The 21003-nt window shown below is 63.2% G+C and carries 14 protein-coding genes; 4 read left to right on the top strand and 10 right to left on the bottom strand.

What is annotated here, in order from left to right; genetic code table 11:
* Positions 1-14 precede the first annotated feature (14 nt).
* Positions 15-2081 carry a transketolase gene (gene tkt / locus HKK54_RS30525; RefSeq protein ID WP_169388894.1) on the bottom strand — a complete coding sequence of 689 codons (2067 nt, stop codon included), beginning with the start codon at positions 2079-2081 and terminating at the stop codon, positions 15-17.
* 189 nt (positions 2082-2270) lie between these two features.
* Between tkt and HKK54_RS30520 the strand changes: the two genes are divergently transcribed.
* Positions 2271-2510, top strand: a complete 240-nt coding sequence (locus HKK54_RS30520) for a DUF465 domain-containing protein (RefSeq protein ID WP_010172053.1) — start codon at positions 2271-2273, stop codon at positions 2508-2510.
* 125 nt (positions 2511-2635) lie between these two features.
* On the opposite strand, the gene hglS is transcribed toward HKK54_RS30520, so the two are convergent.
* Positions 2636-4003, bottom strand: a complete 1368-nt coding sequence (hglS, locus tag HKK54_RS30515; protein WP_169388893.1) for a 2-oxoadipate dioxygenase/decarboxylase HglS — start codon at positions 4001-4003, stop codon at positions 2636-2638.
* A 195-nt stretch (positions 4004-4198) separates the two neighbouring features.
* On the opposite strand from hglS, the gene HKK54_RS30510 reads away from it, so the two are divergent.
* Entirely contained in the window at positions 4199-6835 is a 2637-nt protein-coding gene (locus HKK54_RS30510) for an MGH1-like glycoside hydrolase domain-containing protein (protein ID WP_169388892.1), read from the top strand.
* 149 nt (positions 6836-6984) lie between these two features.
* Here HKK54_RS30510 and HKK54_RS30505 read toward each other — a convergent pair whose 3' ends face one another.
* The 4 genes from HKK54_RS30505 to HKK54_RS30490 form a co-directional block, all read right to left on the bottom strand.
* On the bottom strand, positions 6985-7299 hold the full coding sequence (locus HKK54_RS30505; protein ID WP_010210990.1) for an SCP2 sterol-binding domain-containing protein: 315 nt from the start codon (positions 7297-7299) through the stop codon (positions 6985-6987).
* Positions 7300-7355: 56 nt separating this feature from the next.
* Complete coding sequence (locus HKK54_RS30500; RefSeq protein WP_169388891.1) at positions 7356-8066, bottom strand: histidine phosphatase family protein; 711 nt, start codon at positions 8064-8066, stop codon at positions 7356-7358.
* Positions 8067-8205: 139 nt separating this feature from the next.
* Positions 8206-12939 carry a hemagglutinin repeat-containing protein gene (locus HKK54_RS30495; RefSeq protein ID WP_169388890.1) on the bottom strand — a complete coding sequence of 1578 codons (4734 nt, stop codon included), beginning with the start codon at positions 12937-12939 and terminating at the stop codon, positions 8206-8208.
* Positions 12940-13050: 111 nt separating this feature from the next.
* The gene (locus tag HKK54_RS30490) at positions 13051-14742 is read right to left on the bottom strand and encodes a ShlB/FhaC/HecB family hemolysin secretion/activation protein (protein ID WP_237151029.1); all 1692 of its coding nucleotides are present in this window, start codon (positions 14740-14742) and stop codon (positions 13051-13053) included.
* Between the two features lie 211 nt (positions 14743-14953).
* On the opposite strand from HKK54_RS30490, the gene sohB reads away from it, so the two are divergent.
* Positions 14954-15979 carry a protease SohB gene (gene sohB / locus HKK54_RS30485; protein ID WP_169388889.1) on the top strand — a complete coding sequence of 342 codons (1026 nt, stop codon included), beginning with the start codon at positions 14954-14956 and terminating at the stop codon, positions 15977-15979.
* A 170-nt stretch (positions 15980-16149) separates the two neighbouring features.
* On the opposite strand, the gene HKK54_RS30480 is transcribed toward sohB, so the two are convergent.
* Together HKK54_RS30480 and HKK54_RS30475 are read right to left on the bottom strand one after the other, a co-directional pair.
* Entirely contained in the window at positions 16150-17679 is a 1530-nt protein-coding gene (locus tag HKK54_RS30480) for an MFS transporter (protein WP_169388888.1), read from the bottom strand.
* On the bottom strand, positions 17676-18161 hold the full coding sequence (locus HKK54_RS30475) for a GlcG/HbpS family heme-binding protein (RefSeq protein WP_169388887.1): 486 nt from the start codon (positions 18159-18161) through the stop codon (positions 17676-17678). Before HKK54_RS30475 ends, HKK54_RS30480 begins: the two co-directional genes overlap by 4 nt.
* A gap of 102 nt (positions 18162-18263) precedes the next feature.
* On the opposite strand from HKK54_RS30475, the gene HKK54_RS30470 reads away from it, so the two are divergent.
* A complete protein-coding gene (locus HKK54_RS30470; protein ID WP_169388886.1) occupies positions 18264-19154 on the top strand; it encodes a LysR family transcriptional regulator in 891 nt (296 codons plus the stop codon).
* Positions 19155-19266: 112 nt separating this feature from the next.
* Here HKK54_RS30470 and dhaL read toward each other — a convergent pair whose 3' ends face one another.
* Positions 19267-19911 carry a dihydroxyacetone kinase subunit DhaL gene (dhaL, locus tag HKK54_RS30465; protein WP_169388885.1) on the bottom strand — a complete coding sequence of 215 codons (645 nt, stop codon included), beginning with the start codon at positions 19909-19911 and terminating at the stop codon, positions 19267-19269.
* Between the two features lie 3 nt (positions 19912-19914).
* Entirely contained in the window at positions 19915-20916 is a 1002-nt protein-coding gene (locus tag HKK54_RS30460) for a dihydroxyacetone kinase subunit DhaK (protein WP_169388884.1), read from the bottom strand.
* Positions 20917-21003: the final 87 nt, after the last annotated feature.

Below are 21003 nucleotides of genomic sequence, written 5' to 3'. Positions count from 1 at the left end.
CCTCGTGCCTGTGCCTAGCCAGTGGCGTTGAGCTTGACTTGCTCTTTCGCCAGTTTCACCACGTTCTCCAGGGTAAAGCCGAACTTGGCCTGCAACTTGGACAGCGGAGCCGAGGCGCCAAAGCTGTTCATCACCACTTTCGCCCCGGTCTGCCCCACGTAGCGATCCCAGCCCAGTGGGCCTGCCTGTTCCACCACCAACCGGGCTTTCACCGTGGGCGGCAGTACGCTGTCGCGGTAGGCCTGGTCCTGTTCTTCGAACAACTCCCAGCTCGGCATCGACACCACCTGCGCCGCCACGCCCTCGGATTTCAGCTGCTCATAGGCGTCTACGGCCAGGCTGACCTCACTGCCGGTGGCGATCAGGATCACCTGGGGCTTCTCGGCGCCGGCCAGCACATAGGCACCACGGGACGTGCCCGAGGCGGCGGCGTATTGCGTGCGGTCCAGGGTCGGCAGGTTTTGCCGTGACAGCACCACGCACGTCGGCCGATGGGTCTGGGCCAGGGCGATCTTCCAGGCTTCCAGGGTTTCATTCGCGTCCCCCGGGCGCAGGGTCAGCAAGCCCGGTGTGGCGCGCAGCTGGGTCAGATGTTCGATGGGCTGGTGCGTAGGGCCGTCTTCGCCGACGCCAATCGAGTCATGGGTAAACACGAATACCACGGGCAGTTCCATGATCGCTGCGAGGCGAATCGGCGGTTTCATGTAGTCGCTGAACACCAGGAAGGTCGAGGTGTAGGGCCGCAGGTACGACAGCGCCATGCCGTTGGCAATCGCGCCCATGGCATGCTCGCGAATTCCGAAGTGCAGGTTGCGCCCGCCGTAGTTCTCGGCGCTGAAACGCCCGGCGCTATCGAAGGTCAGGTTGGTCTTGGTGGAGGGCGACAGGTCTGCCGAGCCCCCCAGCAGCCACGGGATCTGCTGGGCAAACGCATTCAACACCTCACCACCGGCGGCGCGGCTGGCAACGCCCTTGGCATCTGCGGCAAAGCTCGGCAGTTGGTCCTGCCAATGCTCGGGCATTTCGCCGGCGCGCATGCGCCGCAGCTCATCAGCCAGTTCCGGCTCGTACTGTTCCAGGTGGGACAGGGTGTGTGTCCATTGCTCATACAGCGGCTTGCTGCGCGCAAGCAGCGCATCCCGCAGGACCGTGCGCGCTTCGTCCGGCACCAGGAAGCTTGAGTCTTCGGGCCAGCCGTAGGCGGCTTTGGTCAGGCGGATTTCTTCTTCGCCCAAGGGTTCGCCGTGGGCCGAAGCGGTGTTGTGTTTGTGGGGCGAGCCGTAGCCGATCACGCTGTCGACCACGATCAGGGTCGGAGCGCCGGTGTTTTTCTGGAAGGTGCTCAGGGCCTCGCTCAGGGCCGTCAGGTCATTGGCGTCGGTAACGTGCAACGTGTGCCAGCCATAGGCCTGGAAGCGCTTGATCACGTCCTCGCTGAAGGCCAGTTCGGTGTGGCCTTCGATGCTGATGGTGTTGTTGTCGTAGATCCAGCACAGGTTATCCAGCTTCAAGTGCCCGGCCATGGACGCGGCCTCGCTGCTGATGCCTTCCATCATGTCACCGTCACCGCACAGGGTGTACACGTTGTAGTCGAACAGCACCTGGTCGTCACGGTTGAAACGCTTGGCCAGCCAACGCTCGGCCATGGCCATGCCGACGCTGTTGGCGCAGCCCTGGCCGAGTGGCCCGGTGGTGGTCTCCACGCCGGTGGTCATGCGGTACTCGGGGTGGCCCGGGGTTTTCGAACTCATCTGCCGGAACTGCTTGATGTCATCCAGGCTGATCGCCGGCTCGCCGGAGCGCTTGCCGTGGGCGTCAATCTCCACCACGCCCGCCAGGTGCAACAGCGAATACAGCAGCATCGAGGCATGGCCCACCGACAACACGAAACGGTCGCGGTTGGGCCAGTCGGGGTGCTCGGGGTGATACCGCAGGAAGCGGCTCCACAGGGTGTAGCCGACGGGCGCCAGGCCCATGGGCGTGCCGGGGTGGCCGGAGTTGGCCTTTTGCACGGCGTCCATGGCGAGGGTACGGATAGTGTTGATGCACTGGGTGTCGACAGCGTTGGCAGCGTGATTCATGGAACCTGTTCTCCATCGGGTGACGATCTACAGTGGAGGGCAGGGTGGGCCAAAGGTTTTATGAAATCGTCTGCCCAGCGACGAACGGGGATTCAAACGCGACAGGTTGATCTCAAACATGACAAGAGCCCGTCGGATGGGCTAGCTTCAAAGGGCATTCAGTCAATGATCAACTTGCGGAGGTACTCCATGCCAGTGAAACACGACCTGTATCAGGACCTGACTTTCACCAAGGAAGACATTCAAAAGCGCAGGGCGGGCGACAACTACCTGGATTCGCTGCTGCATCAATACGACAGCGCCGACAAGGAGGTGCTGGAGCTTGAGTCTTCAAGCGGCGGCGATGAGGAGTTGGAGAAACTGAAGAAGAAACGCCTGTTGATCAAAGACAAGATCGTCGAGCAACTGGAGAAAGCGGCCGCCAAGTAGAAGATTTGTTCAGAATTGCCTGAAAGACAGCGACGCCGTCGCTGCCTATCATGCCAATCGTTCGCCCGGCACTGGGGCTCTTAGACGGCGCATGGAATGCGCTGTGGCCGGGCGAACTCTCTTTTTCAAGCCAGCAGCGCGCGGGTGCATTCGTCAATCGAGCGCTGCTGGGTTTCCCCGTACAACGTCAACTCGTCGATGGTCTGGCGGCCCAGGGCTTTTTCAAACTCGGCCTGGTTCGCGTTGGCCGCGTAGTGACTTTGCGCCGCATCCCCCAGGTTCGACTGGAAAATCCCCGCCGCACTCACCGGCAGAAAATCTTCATACACCAAGGGCTCTACGTCGACGTGGCCGGCGGCGATCGATGCGTCCAGGGTGGCGGCCTTGTGCTGCGCGGCCAAGCCTTTTTCGGTCACGAAATAGCGGAAGTACGCCAGTTCCTGTTCGCGCATCTGCCGGTGATCGTCGGGAAACGCCTGGAAGTGTTGTTCCATCAATTCGGTGTAGCGCGCGGCGTTGGCCTCATTCGGAAACGCACCCAGTTCGTCCCGCGCCGCATTCAGCAGTTGGTCGTACAGCGCCCGGCCCTTGGGGGTAAGCGCCACGCCGCGTTGTTCGATTTCGCCGAAGCGTGCGCTGTGGCTGCCCTTGGCGTCGGTAAAGGCAATCGCCTCGTCGAGGGCCTTGAAACTGGTCTGGCGCAGCAGGATCGGGCATTGGCGGCGGGGCGGCCCTTCGATCACGGCCTTGGGGGTAATGCCTTTGCCCGGCATCGCGGCCTGCACCTGGTCGATGTCCAGGGTGCGCGGCGTCAGGTGGTTGATGTGCGGGCCCTTGAACGCCACCACGTCCGCGATCAGCCGGTGCTGGTCGCTCAGTTGCTGGTATTGCGCGGCGGTGACGGTGGCGGTGTGGTGCCAGCGGAAGGTTTCCAGGGCTTGCTGGATAAACTCCTCGGCGTGAGCGGCGTCGAGGCCGCCATCGGTTTCCGCTTGTTGGATCAGCTCCAGGGCACGCGGGGTGAAGATCGAGCGCTTGGCCAGGGCGGATTGGGCGAAGGCGCGCAGTTCCGGGTTTTCGATCAGCTCCAGACGCAGCAGGGAGGTGAACACCCGGAACGGACTGGTTTGCAGGGCGCTCTCATGCACGGCGCGAAAGGCCGTGGAATGTACAGGGACGCCGGCGGGCGTGAGGTCGTAATAGCCCACCGGTTGCATGCCCATCACCGCAAACAGGCGGCTGATGGTCGCCAGTTCTTCAGCGGTGCCCAGGCGGATGGCGCCGTGGCGCTCCATGTCCAGGCGCTGGATTTCCCCGGTGCGCTGCAGTTGGTGAGCCAGCCCGGTGTCGGTGTTGAGCACCCGGGCATTGGTCTCGGCCACCAGTTCCATCAGCGCGCCATACAGCGGCACTTCATCGCGGTACATGTCGGACATGGCCTTGGAGAAGCCTTTGCGAATGTCGTCAGGGCTGACAGGGCGGGCGGTGGGCATAGAAAAATTCCTGGCGGCTATAGAGATAAAATGCACGGTGGGTTGATTTTGTTGGGCCTGCCACGGCCTTGCAAACGAAGAATCCTCTGGACTTCATTCTGCAAATGAATGAGCTGGATGTTATTAGCTTCACGTGCATCTCACCGCCGATGGGCTCTACACTGGCCGTCACCTCGGAACGCGACGGAAGACTCGATGACGGCACAGCCTGCGACGAACATTCTGGAAACGATTGAAGGCCAGCGCCTGGCCAGGGACGACGCCGAGCGCTGGCGTGACTGGGGCCCCTACCTGAGCGAGCGGCAATGGGGCACGGTGCGCGAAGACTACAGCGCCGACGGCGACGCCTGGCGCTACTTCCCCCACGAACATGCCCGCAGCCGCGCCTACCGCTGGGGCGAAGACGGCCTCGCGGGTTTCAGCGACAAGGCCCAGCGCTGGTGCCTGGGCCTGGCGCTGTGGAACGGGCACGACGCAATCATCAAGGAGCGCCTGTTCGGCCTGAACAACGCCGAGGGCAACCACGGCGAAGACGTCAAGGAACTGTACTTTTTCGTCGATGGCGTGCCGAGCCATGCCTACATGCGCATGCTCTACAAATACCCCCACGCGGCCTTTCCCTACGACGACCTGATCACCGAGAACGCCCGCCGTGGCCTGGGGGATGCCGAATACGAAATCCTCGACACCGGGGTTTTCGAAGACAACCGCTACTGCGATGTCACCGTCGAATACGCCAAGCACCAGCCTGACGATGTATTCATGCGCATCACCGTGCACAACCGTTCCGACCAGCCCACGCGCTTGCAGGTGTTGCCGCACCTGTGGGCGCGCAACGACTGGAGCTGGAGTGCGGATGCGCCCAAGCCCGAGTTGCGCCTGGAGGGCGAGCAGGTGGTGGCGCGCCACCATGAGTTGGTTGATCGCCACCTGAGTGCCTGGGGCCAGGACGGTGTGGAATGGCTGTTCTGCGAAAACGAAACCAACTTTCCCAAGCTGGATGGGCAACCCGCGCCGGGGCCGTTCAAGGACGGGATCAACGACTACGTGACCACGGGGGCGCAAACCGCGATTCGCCGGGACTCGGGCACCAAGGTCGCCGCACGTTTCATTCTGGAACTGGCGGGCCTGGAAAGCAAAACCCTGTACCTGCGCTTCGCCCCGGCGGAAGCGCCCTGGATCAATGCACGCAAGCTGTTCGAACAGCGCCGCCAGGAGACCGACGAGTTCTATGCGGCGCTGCAACAGGGCATCGCCGATGAAGACGCGCGCAACGTGCAGCGCCAGGCCCTGGCCGGGTTGCTGTGGTCCAAGCAGTTGTATTACTTCGACGTGAACCAGTGGCTCGACGGCGACCCGGCCCAGCCCGCACCGCCGCCCGAGCGCCTGCATATCCGCAATACCCATTGGCGGCACCTGTCGAATTTCGACATCCTCTCGATGCCCGACACCTGGGAGTACCCGTGGTACGCCTCGTGGGACCAGGGTTTCCAGGCGGTGGCCTTTGCCCTGATCGATCCGGGTTACGCCAAGCAGCAGCTGTTGCTGCTGGTGAAGGACCGCTTCATGCACCCCAACGGCCAGTTGCCGGCCTACGAGTGGCGTTTCGACGATGCCAACCCGCCGGTGCACGCCTGGGCCAGTTGGCGGGTGTACCAGCAGGACAAGGCGCTGAAGGGCGTGGGCGACATGGATTTCCTCGAGCGGATTTTCCACAAGCTGCTGCTGAATTTTTCCTGGTGGGTCAACCGCAAGGACGCCGAGGGCCGCAACCTGTTCCAGGGTGGTTTCCTCGGGCTGGACAACATTGCGCTGTTCGACCGCTCGGCTGATTTGCCGCCGGGTTATCAGTTGGACCAGGCGGACGGCACGGCGTGGGTGGCCGCGTATGCGTTGGACCTGATGCGCATCGGCCTGGAGTTGGCCAAGCGCAACGTCGTGTACGTGGACATCGCGGTGAAGTTTTTCGAGCACTTCCTGTACATCGCTGGCGCGATCAACCGCGTGGACAACGGTGACGAAGGCCTGTGGGATGAACAGGACCAGTTTTTCTACGACGTGCTGCACCGTCCCGGCGGTGAAAGCGAACCGGTGCGGCTGCGTTCCATCGTCGGGCTGATGCCGCTGTTTGCGGTGCTGGTGCTGGAGCAGCGCGAGCATGAAGGCCTGGAAGGGCTGCGTGAGCGTCTGCTGGGCTTTATGAAGCACCGGCCCGACCTGGCCAAGTTGGTATCGCGCTGGAACGAGCCGGGGCAGGGTAATCGCCTGTTGCTGGCGCTGTTGCGGGGCGAGCGCACCAAGGACTTGCTGCGGCGCATGCTGGATGAGTCCGAGTTTCTCTCCACGTTTGGGGTGCGCTCGCTATCCAAAGCCTTTGCCGAGGAACCGCTGGCGCTGAAGATGAATGGCAACACCCTGTGCGCCCGCTATGAACCGGCGGAGTCTGACTCACGGCTGTACGGCGGCAACTCCAATTGGCGTGGGCCGTTGTGGATGCCGGTCAATTACATGCTGATTGAGTCGCTGCGGGAATTTCATCGCTACTACGCCGACAATTTCTCGGTGGAGTACCCGGCGGGGAGTGGGTACCTGGCGTCGCTGGAGGAGGTGGCAGACGGTCTGAGTCAACGGCTGACGCGCTTGTTTCTGCGAGATGAAAACGGTTCAAGGCCGTCGATGGTGGGATATGCGCAGTTGGAGGCCGACCCGGCGAGCCGCGACCTGGTGTTGTTCCATGAGTATTTTCATGGGGAGACCGGGCGGGGGTTGGGGGCGTCGCATCAGACGGGGTGGAGTGCGTTGGTGGCGTTGTTGTTGCAGCCAAAAACCTGAAAACAACACGATCAAAATGTGGGGCTTATGTGGGAGCTGGCTTGCCTGCGATGCAGACGCCTCGGTGAATCAGTTGCACCGAGGTGATGCTATCGCGGGCAAGCCTGGCTCCCACACAAACTCACTTGGTCTGGTCAGGGTTACCCTGATCAGGCCGGGAACAGCTCGCTCAATTTCATGGCCAGCATCATGTCGCCTTCAGTGCGCAGTTTGCCGCCCATGAACGCTTGCATGCCGTCGGTTTCGCCGCTGACGATGCCTTTCATGGTTTCGGCGTCCATCACCAGGGTGACCTGGGCGTCCGGGTTTTCACCTTCCAGCAGTTCGCAGGTGTTGTTTTTCACAACCAGCGAGAAGTTCTGGGTGTCGTCGATGCGGAAACCGAACACCAGATCCAGGCCGTCGGCAGCGGCTGGGTTGAATTTGGCTTTCATTGCTTCTACGGCTTTAGCTACGTCAGTCATGGTTTCGATCCTTTTATGGTGAGTCCAGTGACCTTGGGGTCACGGTTGGCCGCAATTCATCGGAAGGTGATGAGCTGCGGCGCCTTCAACAGTTGCAAGTGGGTATGACTGTTGAAGGAAGCCAGTGCCACCTCGCGACCACGGAATTTCAGGTGGTTGAGCGAGGTGTTAACAATTTGCCAGTTCAGTTCGAAGGCCTGTGCGGCCGGCATTCGGGTAATCAGGTGGAGCAGGGCAGTGATGGTGCCGCCGGAGGTGAACACGGCGATCTTGTCACTGCTGTCGGCGGCTTCGAGCAGGCGTTGCAGGCCACCCTGCACCCGTTCGACAAACCCCAGCCAGCTTTCCAGGCCCGGCGGGTCGTAGGTGCCGGCCAGCCAGCGTTCGACAATCAGGGAAAAGATGCGCTGGAACTCGCCGCGGTTTTGCGCGGCGTTACGCAGGATGTGCAGGGCTTCGGGTTCGCTGTGCAGCAAGTCCGGGAGCAGGGCGCGAATGATTGCCTCTGCATCGAATTCGTTGAACGCGCTGTCGATTTCCAGCGGCGGTACCGGCAGGCCAAGGGCGCTGTACTGTTCGAAGGCGGCGGTGGCCGTATGCTGCTGGCGACGCAGGTCACCGGACACGCAACGGTCAAAGCTCAGGCCCAGTTCCGCCAGGTGGCTGCCGAGCACTTGCGCCTGTTGCACACCGATGGGCGACAGCACGTCGTAGTCGTCTGCACCGAAGGAGGCCTGGCCATGTCGAATCAGGTAGATGCTGCCCACGTCCGTTTTCCCGGTACGTTGAAAGTCTGGCGAGGTTATGAGGATGCCGGGAAGCTGTCAATGAAAAAACATACGCTTGTTTTAAAAGCTCGTTAGAGGGCAGCCCCGGTACCGGGGCTGCACCGCTTGCGTGCCGCTGTCAGCGGCCTTTTTGATCAACCCCGCTGGTCAGTAATTGGCGTTGGTCGTGCCCGCCGGTACGCAGCAGGCCGGTATCGAATTGCTCGTCGGCCAGGCTTTGCGGGTCACGTTCTTTGGTGAACGCCTTGTTCAGCGCCAGGCCCAGCAGCAACGGGGAGGCTGAGGCGTTGATGCCCAGGTCGGTGCGCTGGTCGCGGCCACTCAAATCCTTGCCGGTGACTGACGCGCCACCCAAGTCCACGGTGCCACCGCTGGAGCCTATCCGCGCGCCCAGCAGGTCGACGCCGCCCGCCACCTGCAAATCCACACCGTCACGGCCCCGGATCCCGGACGCCTCGGCCACGGTGTCGTTGCGGGTGCGGCTGAAGTCCGCCAGCAGGGTCGGGGTGACATCGCGGTTTTTCGGGTTCTGGAACAGCAGGTCCTTGAATCGGTCCCGAGAGGCGCCCGGGCTGCCAGTACTTCTGGCCAGCAACTTGTCCTTGAGCGCCTGGGTCTTGTCGGCGGCTTTTTCGTAGAGTTTTTTGCCGGTGTTTTTCACGGTGCCACCGAACGGGCCGGCGGCAACGCTTGCCTTATCAATCCCGCCGGACGGGTTTTTCTCGGTGGTCAGTTGCGCATCCAGGTTCAGTGTCAATGCCTGTACCTGATCTTGCCGGCTCTCGACCACCAGGTCACCGCCGATCCGGCCGCTGACCTCGCCGGCCGTGACGGTGGCGCCCAGCAGTCGGGTATCGCCCCGGCTGTCGAGCTGCACCCGGTCAGCCACCAGGCGCGTGTTGTCGTGGGTCTGGCTGTCGAGCTGGTCGATGCCGCCTTTCGCCCGGACGAACAGGCCCGAGCCGTTGTTCGACGAGTCAGCGCTGCGGGTGAGGCTGGCGCCCAGCCCGGCGGTCAGGGATTTGTTGTCGCGTTGCTCATCGGAAACGGCGGATTCCAGGATCAGCTCGCCGCCGATGGCAGCCAGTTCGAACGCCTCAGCCTTGCCTTGCACCCCTTGCAGGCGCACGTTCCGGCCTTCGATTTGCACCGTGCCGCGACTGTCGAGGCTGCCACCCCGTTGCAGGGTGCCGCGTTCATCAATGCTGCCCACGCCGCCCTGTAGGCCGAACCCGCCGCTCGTTCCGCTGGCGGTGTCGCTTTGGGTGGCCTTGACGCTCGCCCGCGCACCGCCGCCGAGGTTGCCACCGGCGGCCGAATAGGTGTCGACACCTGCCAGCAACTCCACGTCACCGCCGGCCTTGAGCCGCACATCGCCGTTGTTGCGTTCAGCGCTGCCGATTTGCGCGCCATGCAACGTAAGGTCCTGCCCCGCGACAATCTCGGTCAGGCCTTCGGCGAACAGGCTGGCGCCACGGCCCTGGGTGTCTTCCACGACCAGCCATGCTTTGTCGAGCTGGCCGCCTGCGTTGGCTTTTTTCAGGGTGTTGGGGCTGGTGCCGGCCTCCACCCAGCCAAACCCGCCCAGGGTTGTTTCATCGCTGGTTTGCCAGTCGCGGGCCTCGGTGAAGCTCAGAGATCCCGGCGTGCGGATTTTCAGGTCACCCTGGCCTGCATCAAACCGGGTGCCCTCATACCGACCATCCGTACCCAGTTGCACCTGGATCCCGTATTTGCCCTCCAGGCTGCCGGGTACCGCGGTGCCGGTGGCCTGGCGCAAGTCGAAGCTGCCGCCCGAGCCGAGGACCCGCGCGTTGATGTCGCTGCCGGTGGTGGTATAGACCCGCAAGGCGGTGTCGACATCGGTGCCCTTGTCCCGGCTGAACGTGGTGTTTTCAGCGGCTGCAAACCCATGGCTCCCGGCAGTGATCGCCAGCGTGCCGTCGGTGGCCACATAGCGCGTGCCGGTGTCGGTCAGCGCGCCGTCGACCTGAACGTTGACCGAGGCGCCTTCGAACTCACTGACCACCGCCGTGGTGGAACCCGACTCGGCGCGGCTGTCCAGCACGTTGACGGCCAGGTCGATACCGGCGTTGGGCGGGTCCAGCGCATCCAGCACCGAAGGTTGGTAGACCTTGGTCTGGTCGATCCCGTCGACGACTTTTTTGATCGGCCGGGTCACGTCCTTGTATTCGATGTTGGCGCCGACGCTGACACTCCAGTGGTCGACCTCCCGGGTCTCGGCAACGCTGTCGTACACCGCACGATTTTCCAGGGTGCCCGCGCTGACATTCAACTCGCCGCCCGCCTTGACCTTGGCGGCCTCGGTGATGAGTTGGCCCTGGCCCTCACCGGCGATTACATTGATATTTCCCGCAGCGCTCAACTGGCTTGATTGAACCGTGGAGGTGTCCGTGGTCGTCACGTCCTTGTCCTTGTCGACCTGCCAGCCGCCGCCGGCGCGGTCCATGCCGCCGGTATAGAACTGGCCAAGGCTGAGGCTGTTTTCCTCGACGGCCAGTAGGCTTTTATCCGCCTCGCTGAGCAGTTCTATGGAGGGGGCCGCCAGGTTCAAATCGCCGTCGGTGGCCGTTATGTCGGAGCCCTTGACCAGCAGATTATTGCCGGCGTTGATGTCCACGCTGGCGCCGGTGAGTTGACTGCCCTCGTGGGTGAGGGTGTCCTCGGTGGTGATGGTTTGTTTCTGGTTGTAGTTGATCCCGGCCTGGTATTGCTCCGACCCCTTGATCCCGGGCCCGGCTTCTTTGGTTTCACCGGCGGAGGCAGAGAACCCGTGCTGGTCGGTCTCAGTGAGGGTTTGGGCGGTGTTTTTGCCTGCCAGCAGGTTGATGTCGGCCTCGGCTTGCAGTTCGAGCCGGCCTTGTGCCGACACGTCGGAGCCCACCACGTTCAAGTCGCTGGCGCTTTGCAGGCGCAGATTGCTGCGCGACTGCACCTGGCTGCGGACCTGAGTGGCGGTGTTCTTGCGCTCGCGGGTCTGGTCCTTGAGCAGGCCAAACAGTTTGCTGTCGGTGACGGACTTGTCCGACGTCACCCGGTTTTGCGCGCCGTCGATGCTCAGGGCGCCGCTTGTGCTGACCAGCAACGCATCTTTCTCTCCCACGACCTGGCTGCCACTGATGGCAACGTTTTCCGAGCGCAGCCGCAAGGTGCCGTTGGCCTCCACCAGGCTGCCGACCACCAGGTCTTCGTTGCGTTCGTCCTTCAGGTTCTCGCCGAAAAAACTGCCGGAGAGCAAGTCGCCTTCGTAGTCTTTTTGCCAGCTCTCCTGGACGACCCGGGTGGTGCCGATGTCAACCTTGCCCCCGGCGTCGATGGTCAGGTCGCCCTGGCTCACTACCTCGCTGCCGAGTACTTGCAGGTCCTGCTGGCTGCTCAACTGCATCGCGCCGCCGCTGGTGAGGCTGCTGCTGCGGGCGGTTTCTATTTTTTCGGTTTTATCGTAGTCGCCGCGCCAGAGGTTTTTGCGGTGGTTGAGGGTTTCGCGGGTTTCCTTCGCGTCGTTCAGTGCACTCAGGCGCAGGTCCTTGCCGGCCTCGGCCTGAAGGGTTGCGCCGGCGCTGGCGGTGGAGGCCTTGAGCTCGATATTTTTGCCGGCCTTGAGGCTCAGGTCGGCAGTGGCCGTGAGGTTGCTGCCGTGCTGCTGGGTGCGGGTGTCGGTGGTTTTTTTGTCGTAGGTCTCGGTGGTAATGAACAGGAATTTTTTGTTCCAGTTTTCCCGCTGCTCGGTTTTACGCGAACTGGTCAGGGCGTCGAGCCGCAGGTCACCCCCGGCGCTGGCGTCGATGGTGCGTGCGCTGACGTCGGTGGCGGTGAGCACCAGGTCGTCCTTGGCCTGCAACTGCACATCGCCGGTGTCGCTGTTCAACAGGGTACGGTTGGCGTTGAGCGAGTCTGGCCGAATGCTGCCGGTTATTTCCAGGTTGCCGGCCGAGGCCACCGTCAGGTCTGCCATGGCCAGCAGCGGCGCGGCAACCTTGACCCCGGCGCCGTCGGCGGTGCTGATGATATTGATCCGTCCGGCCTGCATCGCGCCGAACAGTTGCGCGTCGACGGGCGGCCTGGCCGGCTGGCGTACCTGTTCGATCCTGCGATCCTCATACGCCACCTGGTTGAAACCCATGATGACATTCAGGTCGCTCCGTGCATCGATGCTGCCGTTGACGTCGATACGCGGTGCAATCAGGTCTATGGCGCCTGCCATGTTGCTCAGCCCGCGGTCACCCACAATCAGCTCGTTGCGCGCGTCAAAGGTTGTGAGGCGCGCAAGGCGCCCGTCCTCGAACTCCGGGCTGCCCACCACGAAGGCGGCTCGCGGCGTATTGATAAAGCTCGCGCCGTTGACGTTGATGCCGTTGGGGTTGGCCAGCACATAGTCGGCCGCCCGGCCGAAGATCTCCTGGGGGCCGTTGATGCGGGAGGCGTTGCGACTGATCACTTCGTTGAGAATCAGGCTGGCGTCACGGCCATTGAACTGCGGGTTGGCACCCAGTTGCCCGGCCAATTGCGACTGGCCTGCCGCCGTTGAATTGTTCAGCACCAGCCCCTGGCGCTCGACGTCGTAGTTCAGGAACTGGTTGTGGGAAAGCCCCGTCGCGTTGGGGGCAACAATGTTGACCACCGGCACCCCTTGTTGGGTGGAGACTGTGGCGCCGCCGGGAGCCGGGATCGGGGCCTGCGGGGTGGACGCGGCCATGGTCACCGTCACTGTTGCCCCGCTGGCGGCCATGGCGGGTTGTATGTAGTGGACAAATACCAGGCCGCAGACCATCCAGCGCAAGGTCTGGCAGGGTTTGAGAGCGGCCGGTGGCGCGTGGGTAATTGTTTTCATGACGAAACCTTTTTTGATTGTTGTTATGGGGTGCGTGCACCGTCCTGATGCTCCTTGCGAGCACGGGTGAAGCCTCCTCGGGTATTCCTCCAGAACACCCGCCTTGCGAACTCAGATTTGCAGGCTCAACTCCAGCCGCCAGAAGCCCGGCTCGTGGCTCGAAGGGGGCGGGCCGTAGAGCCTGCGCTGGTAGTCCAGGTCCAGTTGCCAGTCGCGGGTGCTCAAGCCGACGCCGATATTGGCCCCGGCCAGCCGCTGGCCTTCGGCACCCGTCACTTGCTTGCTCCAACCCACGTCCAGCCCCACACGCGGGCTGAGGGTCCATTGCGTGCCGAGGCGGCGGGGCAGGCTGAGGGTGTTGCGCCACACCGCGCCATTGGCGGCCTGTACCAGGTCCTGACGAAAGCCGCGTACCGCGTAGTCATCAGTCAGCAGCATCTGTTCCAGGCTGGGCAGTGGGTCGGGGCTGTATTGCAGCGCCAGTTGGCTGTTCCAGCTCCATTGGCCATCGCGGCCCTGGCGCCAGTAGCTCACGTCGGCGCGGTACTTGCGAAACTGCGCGCGGGGCAGCGCGGGTGACAGCCGTTCCTCGTCGCGGTCGGCTCCCAGCCAGTCCAGGCCCTGGGCGTAGCTGAACGTGCTATTCCAGAGGCCGTCACTGATTTTCAGCAGGCTGAGGCTGGCCTCGGCGACTGTCAGGCTCGGGCTTTGGATGGCCAGGTATTGATCGGCAAAGTAGCTCTGTGAACGCTTTGAACTCAGGCGCAGCATGCCGTTGAGCAGCGTGCCCTGGTCGCGCCAGAGCAGGCGGTTGAGGCTGAGGCTGTATTGGCGGGTCTGGCCGTTCGCGCGGACGGTCTGGCTCGGCAGCTCGACCGGGTAGCGGTATTGGGAGTGGCCGGCGCTCAGGGCCAGGGTCCAGAAGCCGTAGGGAATGTTGTAGTACAGGCTTTGGCTGCGGCTGTAGGCGGACGTCTGGTCCAGGGTGGTGCTGGTGCTCAGGGCGACAAAATCGTTCAACCCCAAGGGGCTGTCGTAGGTCAGGGTCAGCGCGCCGTTGTTGCGTCCGATGTATTCGGTGCCACGGTTGTTGTAGCTCACCACGGCGCCGATCGGCGCGGCACTGGTACGTGGGCGAATCAGCAGCCGTGAGCCGCCGGGCAAGCTGCCGGGGGCCACGTCGGCGGTGAGGTCCAGGGAGCGCAGGCGGTTGAGTTGGTCGAGGCCCTGTTCCAGTTCCCGCAGTTGCAACGGTTTGCCGAGCATCCCGGGGAACGCGCCACGCAGCGAGATGGGCAGGTCGGGGGCCGCAAGCTCGATGCTTTCGACAAAACCTTCCTCGATGATGACGTCCAGACTCTGGCCGTCCTGTGGCCGTTGCGCCAGGTAAGGCCGGCTGGCGATGAAGCCGGCGTCGGCATACAGCGCGGTCAGGGCCGTTAGCAATTGGTTGATGCGGGTGACGCTCATGCAGTCGCTCATCAGCGGCTGAAGGCGTGCATTGATCTGCGCCAGGCTGATCAAGGTGTTGCCTTGCAGCCTGAGCCCCCGGACCTGCCAGCAGGGCTCGACGGGGAGCGGTGGCGGCGGCCCCGGCGCAGCCTGGGGTGACAAGGGGCCGGAGCGCTCCAGCAGGCGCAAGCGTTGCTCCAGTTCCAGCTGTTCCCGGGTTCGCCGCTCAAGCTCCTGGGCACGAGGGTCGGCAGCCAGGGTGGGCGTGGGGGCAATCAGTACGATCGCCAGGGCCGTGAGCATCCACGACGTACGGATCTGGTACGGAATGTTGCAATGCCTGCTATACATGAGCGTTGCTTCTACAGGGTCTGATAAACGCGGAGTTTAAGGCGGTTTTCCCCTGTAAATGCTGGACGTGGAGTCTGAAAATGTTGTGGGAATCGAACTACGCAAGTAGGAAAAATTGGTTATTTTTGTAGGAGTTTGTTGCGTTCGACAGTGTTAGACATCACGACGACAATCCCCGTAGACTGCGCCTTTCAAGCCTCACAGGTGTCTTATGGAGTTTCTTGCCGAGTACGCAAGTTTTCTAGCTAAAACCGTCACCCTGGTGGTCGCCATTCTGGTGGTCCTCGCCAGTTTTGCCGCCCTGCGCAGCAAGGGGCGTCGCAAATCCGCCGGCCAGTTGCAGGTCAGCAAACTCAATGACTTCTACAAGGGCCTGCGTGAGCGCCTGGAGCAGACCTTGCTCGACAAGGACCAGCTCAAGGCCCTGCGCAAGTCTGAAAGCAAGGCTGAAAAGAAGAACGGCAAGAAGAAACCCGAGGCCAGGCCACGGGTGTTCGTGCTGGATTTCGACGGCGATATCAAAGCCTCGGCCACCGAAAGCCTGCGCCACGAAATCACCGCACTGTTGAGCCTGGCCACGCCCAAGGACGAAGTGGTGCTGCGCCTCGAAAGCGGCGGCGGCATGGTCCACAGCTACGGCCTGGCGTCGTCGCAACTGGCCCGTATCCGCGAGGCGGGCGTACCGTTGACCGTGTGCATCGACAAGGTCGCGGCCAGCGGCGGCTACATGATGGCGTGCATCGGCGAGAAGATCATCAGCGCGCCGTTTGCCATCCTGGGCTCGATCGGCGTGGTGGCGCAGTTGCCCAACGTCAACCGCCTGCTGAAGAAGCACGACATCGACTTCGAAGTGCTGACCGCCGGTGAATACAAGCGCACCCTGACCGTGTTTGGCGAAAACACCGAGAAGGGCCGGGAGAAGTTCCAGGAAGACCTGGACATCACCCATCAACTGTTCAAGAACTTCGTGTCGCGCTACCGCCCGCAGCTGGCCATTGATGAAGTGGCTACCGGTGAAGTCTGGCTCGGCGTTGCCGCGTTGGACAAGCAACTGGTGGACGCGCTGCAAACCAGCGACGAATACCTGGCAACCAAGGCCAAGACTGCCGAGGTGTTCCACCTGCATTATGCCGAGCGTAAAAGCCTGCAGGAGCGGGTTGGCCTGGCCGCCAGCGGTTCGGTAGACCGCGTGCTGCTGACCTGGTGGAGTCGCCTGACCCAGCAGCGGTTCTGGTAGCAGGTCAACTGCCTGGCGAAGATCAAAATGTGGGAGCGGGCTTGTTGTGGTGAGGGGGCTTGTCCCCCGTCGGGTTCACCACAGATTGATGGGGCTGCTTCGCAGCCCAGCGCGGGGCAAGCCCGCTCACCACAACAAGCCCGCTCCCACATGGGTTTGTGGTGGTCAACTCACCGAGTTGGCAGTGAAGCCTGCGGCACCGCCGGTATGGAATGGCGCATCAACGATCCCACCACCAGCGCCCCCAGCAACCCCAACAACCCCGCCACCCACAACACCACGCTGAACCCGCCGACAAATGCCTGCCGCGCCAGTGGCTGCACCATCCCCCGCGCCGACTCAGGCAGCAGCGCCATTGCCGCCGGCATATCGCCCGCCACCACCCGTGAAGCAATCCCCGACACCTGTTCCTGCCACTGTGCGCCCAGGCGGGTGTGCAGCAGCTGTTCGCTGTGGCTGCTCAACAAGGCCCCGTACACCCCGATCGCTAACATGATCGCACTGAAGCGCATGGTCGTACTCATGCCCGATGCCATCCCGGCGCGGTCTCGTGGTACGCAGGCCATGATGTTTTTCTGGGTGTCGCCATTGAGCAATCCGGCGCCGGCCCCCGTCACCGCTATGGCCAGGGCGAACGGCAGGTAGCCGCCGACATTCACCGCCCAGGCACTGAGCAGGTTGCCGCAACCCACCAGCGTGAGCCCCGTCGCCATCATCGTTGCCGGTGCAAAGCGACCGGCCAGGCGTGCGCCAATCCTTGGGCAAACCAGCATGGTCAAGGCAAACGGCAGCATGCCGAGCCCCGACGCAATCGCGGAGAAACCCAGGCCGTTTTGCAGGTAGAACGGCAGCAGCGTCATCATCACCTGGGCGCAGCCGGCGTAGGCGAACATCCCCAGCAGCGCGCCGATAAAGCGTGGGTGCTTGAACAGTTGCAGGTCTACCATCGGCCGCTGTTGCAGGCGTTCGGCGAGCACAAACAAGCCCAGCAAAGCGATGCCGCCCAGCAACCGGGCGTAAGTCAGCGGGTTGTCCCAGCCGATGCGGTTGGCTTCGATCAGGCCCCAGATCAGGCACAGCAGGCTCGCGCTGAACGCCAGGCTGCCCCAAGGGTCTAGCCGCGCCGATTGGCTATCCCGCGAATGCGGGATGGCATGCACCGACAGCGCCATCAACCCCAGGCCGATGGGCAAATTGAGATAGAAAATCCAGCGCCAGCCCAAGTACTCGGTGATCAAGCCGCCCAGGGTCGGCGCGGCGGTCATCGCCACACCCATGCACGCGCCCCAGAACGCCCAGGCCTTGGCACGCTCCGCTTCGTCGTGAAAGGTGTGGCCGATGGAGGCCAGCGCAGAAGTCAGCAGCAAGGCCGCACCGACGCCTTTGATGGCTCGGGCGATGTCCAGGAACAACGCATTCGGTGCTGCGCCGCAGCCGAGGGAGGCGAGGATGAAAATGCTCAGGCCCCAGATCAGGCTTTTCTTGCGCCCGAAGCGGTCGGCAATGCTCCCGGCCGGCAGCAACAGCGCGGCGAAGGCCAGCATATAAGCGCTGACCACCCACTCGATATCGGCAAAATTCGCCCCCAGGTCCCGGGCGATGCTTGGCAAGGTGACGGCGACGATATTGGTGTCGAGCACAATCAGCGAGCAGACCCCGGAGGCGGTCAGCAGCGTGAGGCGCGGGCTGACGTTGCTCATGGTTGCACCGCGCTCACCGCCGCCAGGGCGATCTCGTCGTCGTGGGCCGGGGTGTCGGCGCTGATGCCGATGGCGCCCACGACCTGGCCTTCAAGAATGATGGGCCGGGCGCCTTTCATCATCAGCAGGCCGGCGGTGATGGCTGCCTGGCGCCCACCGTTGATGGCGTTTTCCAGGTCTGCGGAGGGTCGCTTGAAAAGTGCTGACGTGCGCGCCTTGCCTTGAGCCAATTCGATGCCCGCCACCACAGGGGCCCCGTCCATGCGCAGGGTCAGGATCGGCCAGCCACCGTCATCGACGATTGCCAGGGCGCAGGGCCAGCCTTTGTCGGCGGCCAATTTTCGAGCGTGTGCAGCGACCTGCTGGGCAGTTGCCAGACTAAGTATTGCCTTGTGGGCAATGCCCGGTGACGGCCCTGCCGCGAACGCCGCTGGCAGGGTGCAAAGACCGACAGCGGCCAGGATCAATGATTTGACGAACATGGGAAAGCCTCTCTACTGTAAGCGTACCGCGAGCTTATCCCCGGTCAGTCGGCCGTTGTTAGGCGCCATACAGCACTTCATTACCTTTGAGCTAATCCTGTGATGGAAATACGGCATTTCCGCTACTTTCTGGCCGTTGCCCGGCAACGCAATTTCACCCGTGCCGCCGAGCAACTGGGCATTGCGCCGCCGACCCTGAGCCGACAGATCCAGGACATGGAGACCACCCTGGGCACCCGCCTGTTTATCCGCCGCCAGCGCGAAGTCAGCCTGACCGAGGCGGGCGCGGCGTTGCTGATCGAGGCCGAGGCCACGGTGCGCCAGTTCGAGTTTGCCCAGCGCAATGCCCAGCGCGCCGGGCGTGGCGAGATCGGTCATATCGAATTGGGGTATGTGGCGTCGGCGGTGTATTCGGGGCTGCTGCAGCGCCAGGTGCAGTCGTTCTGCGCGGATTGCCCGGACGTGAGCCTCAATGTGCGCGAGAGCCCCATGGCGGCGTTGCCGGGACTGGTGGCCGAGGGGCGCTACGACATTGGCTATATTCGCTCGCCGATGACCTTGCCTGACGGCGTCGATGCGGTGCGTTTGAGCAGTGAGGGGTTTGTGCTGGCGTTGCCTCAGGATTCGTGGCTGCTGGGGTTGAAGGCGATCAGCTGTGAGCACCTGCAGAACGAGACCTTCATCTTGCCCGAGCAGATCAGCGGCACGTTGCACGTGGCGGCGCAGGGCGGCTATGCACCCCGGTTAGGGCCGCAGCCGGGTGGTTTGGTGGCAGTGATTGCCTTGGTGTCGCTGGGGCAGGGCGTGGCGGTGGTGCCGGAGTCGGTGGTGGGGCATGTGGGGTTGCCGAACGTGGTGTATCGCAGGATTGAAGGCAGCGAGGCGTCGTCGTGGCTGTCGCTGATCCACCGGCGTTTTGAAAAGGCGCCGGCGGTGGCGCGGTACATAGAGCAGGTGAAGCAGAGTGCAGCTGATTTTGGTGATAAACGTTAAACCGCGCCGCGGCCATCGCAGGCAAGCCAGCTCCCACAGTTGACAGCGTACGCCCAGGCACACTCGATCAACTGTGGGAGCTGGCTTGCCTGCGATGAGGCCCGGCCAGGCGCTACACCAACCGCGGTTGAACCGAATCCGCCAGCCTTGTCAGTATCAAACAGCACGACACCGCGCCCGCATCCAGTACGCCGAGCGAGCGCTCACCCAGCCGACTCGCCCGGCCAATCTTCGCCACCAGATCCCTGGTGGAATCCCGTCCCTGTGACGCCGCACTTTTCATCGCCTCCAGCGCTTCACTGAACGACGCGCCCGACGCGTGGGCCTGTTCAAACGCCTCCACCGCCGGAATCAGCGTGTCCATCAAACACTTGTCACCTACGCCGGCTTCGGTGATGTCCTGCAACGACGTCAGTCCGCCCCGCAGCAAGTGCGCAAAGGTCGCCGCGTCAATCTCTTCGCTGGCCCGTACCTCATCCGCCATGCCGATAAACAGGCTGCCATACAGCGGCCCCATGGAGCCGCCGATGCCTTCCATCAGGCTCAGCGTCAACTCGTCCAGCGCTTCGGCCAGGGTCAACTGGCGGCCTTCGATCGTGCGCCCGCAATGGGCAAAGCCCTTGGCCATGTTGATGCCGTGGTCGCCATCGCCAATGGCGCCGTCAACTTCGCTGAGGTACTCGCGGTTGGCAACGATCACGCTCACCAGGTCGGCAACGATGGCGCTGCCGTCGTGGGTGGAGAAATGCTGGCTCATGGTTTATTCCGCCTGGGTCATGCCGATGGAACGGCAGGGTTGGTCGATCAGGGTTTTCAGCTCGGCGTCCAGGCCCAGCAAGGTCAGGGTCACGCCCATCATTTCCAGGGAAGTGAAGTAGTTGCCCACGTAGCAGCGGTGAATCTTCAAACCCTTGGCCTTGAGCTGACGTTCAACCTCGGCGTAGAAAATGTAAAGCTCCATCACCGGCGTGGCGCCCAGGCCCGAGACCAGCACCACCACGCTGTCGTCCTGGCTGAAGTCGCGGTCGGCGAGGATCGGCGCGAGCATGCGCGCCGCCATGGCTTCGGCGGACTCGATGGGGATCACTTCGATGCCCGGCTCGCCGTGGTGGCCGATGCCCAATTCCATCTGCCCGTCGGGGATCTGGAAGTTCGGCTTGCCCACCGCGGCGATGGTGCAGGGCGTAAGGCCGATGCCGATGGAGCGGCAGTTGTCGACCGCCTTCTGGGCGACACGAATCACCCCGTCCAGGTCGTAATGCTGCGCGGCCGCTGCACCACCGACCTTCCACATGAAGATCTCACCCGCCACCCCGCGACGCTTGGCGATGTCGGCCTTGGGGGCCGAGGCCACGTCGTCGTTGGCGACCACCGTGCGGATGCGCATGTCCTTGCTGGCGGCCATCTTCATCGCCAGCTTCACGTTCATGTTGTCGCCGGCATAGTTGCCGTACAGGCACGCCACGCCGGCGCCGTGGTCGGCAGCCCGGAAGGCGTCGAAGAAACTTTTGGCGGTGGGCGAGGAGAAAATCTCGCCGACGGCCACGGCATCCACCAGGCCCGGGCCGACATAGCCGAGGAACGCCGGTTCATGCCCGGAGCCGCCGCCGGTCACGATGCCCACACGGCCTTGCGGTGACGGCCTGGCCTTGCCGATCACCCGTGGATTGGTTTCGTACTGGCGCAGCTCGGGGTGCGCGACCAGAATGCCCCGCAGCATGTCCTCGACCACCTGATCCGGATCGTTTATCACTCGATTCATAACGCGGTTTCCTGTGTTCTTGTTCTGGGTGTTGGGGCGGGGGCTGTTGTGGGAGCTGGCTTGCCTGCGATGCAAGCGCCTCGGTCT

The sequence above is a fragment of the Pseudomonas sp. ADAK13 genome (assembly GCF_012935715.1).
In the GTDB taxonomy this organism is placed as follows: Bacteria; Pseudomonadota; Gammaproteobacteria; order Pseudomonadales; family Pseudomonadaceae; genus Aquipseudomonas.
This window is presented reverse-complemented; position numbering and strand designations above follow the sequence as displayed.

Excerpts from the sequence above, each read along its gene's own strand:
- HKK54_RS30475 (WP_169388887.1), bottom strand. The coding sequence starts at position 18,161 with ATGTTCGTCAAATCATTGATCCTGGCCGCTGTCGGTCTTTGCACCCTG.
- HKK54_RS30520 (WP_010172053.1), top strand. The coding sequence starts at position 2,271 with ATGCCAGTGAAACACGACCTGTATCAGGACCTGACTTTCACCAAGGAA.
- HKK54_RS30505 (WP_010210990.1), bottom strand. The coding sequence starts at position 7,299 with ATGACTGACGTAGCTAAAGCCGTAGAAGCAATGAAAGCCAAATTCAAC.
- HKK54_RS30470 (WP_169388886.1), top strand. The coding sequence starts at position 18,264 with ATGGAAATACGGCATTTCCGCTACTTTCTGGCCGTTGCCCGGCAACGC.
- sohB (WP_169388889.1), top strand. The coding sequence starts at position 14,954 with ATGGAGTTTCTTGCCGAGTACGCAAGTTTTCTAGCTAAAACCGTCACC.
- tkt (WP_169388894.1), bottom strand. The coding sequence starts at position 2,081 with ATGAATCACGCTGCCAACGCTGTCGACACCCAGTGCATCAACACTATC.
- HKK54_RS30490 (WP_237151029.1), bottom strand. The coding sequence starts at position 14,742 with ATGTATAGCAGGCATTGCAACATTCCGTACCAGATCCGTACGTCGTGG.
- HKK54_RS30480 (WP_169388888.1), bottom strand. The coding sequence starts at position 17,679 with ATGAGCAACGTCAGCCCGCGCCTCACGCTGCTGACCGCCTCCGGGGTC.
- dhaL (WP_169388885.1), bottom strand. The coding sequence starts at position 19,911 with ATGAGCCAGCATTTCTCCACCCACGACGGCAGCGCCATCGTTGCCGAC.
- HKK54_RS30495 (WP_169388890.1), bottom strand. The coding sequence starts at position 12,939 with ATGAAAACAATTACCCACGCGCCACCGGCCGCTCTCAAACCCTGCCAG.
- HKK54_RS30460 (WP_169388884.1), bottom strand. The coding sequence starts at position 20,916 with ATGAATCGAGTGATAAACGATCCGGATCAGGTGGTCGAGGACATGCTG.
- HKK54_RS30510 (WP_169388892.1), top strand. The coding sequence starts at position 4,199 with ATGACGGCACAGCCTGCGACGAACATTCTGGAAACGATTGAAGGCCAG.
- hglS (WP_169388893.1), bottom strand. The coding sequence starts at position 4,003 with ATGCCCACCGCCCGCCCTGTCAGCCCTGACGACATTCGCAAAGGCTTC.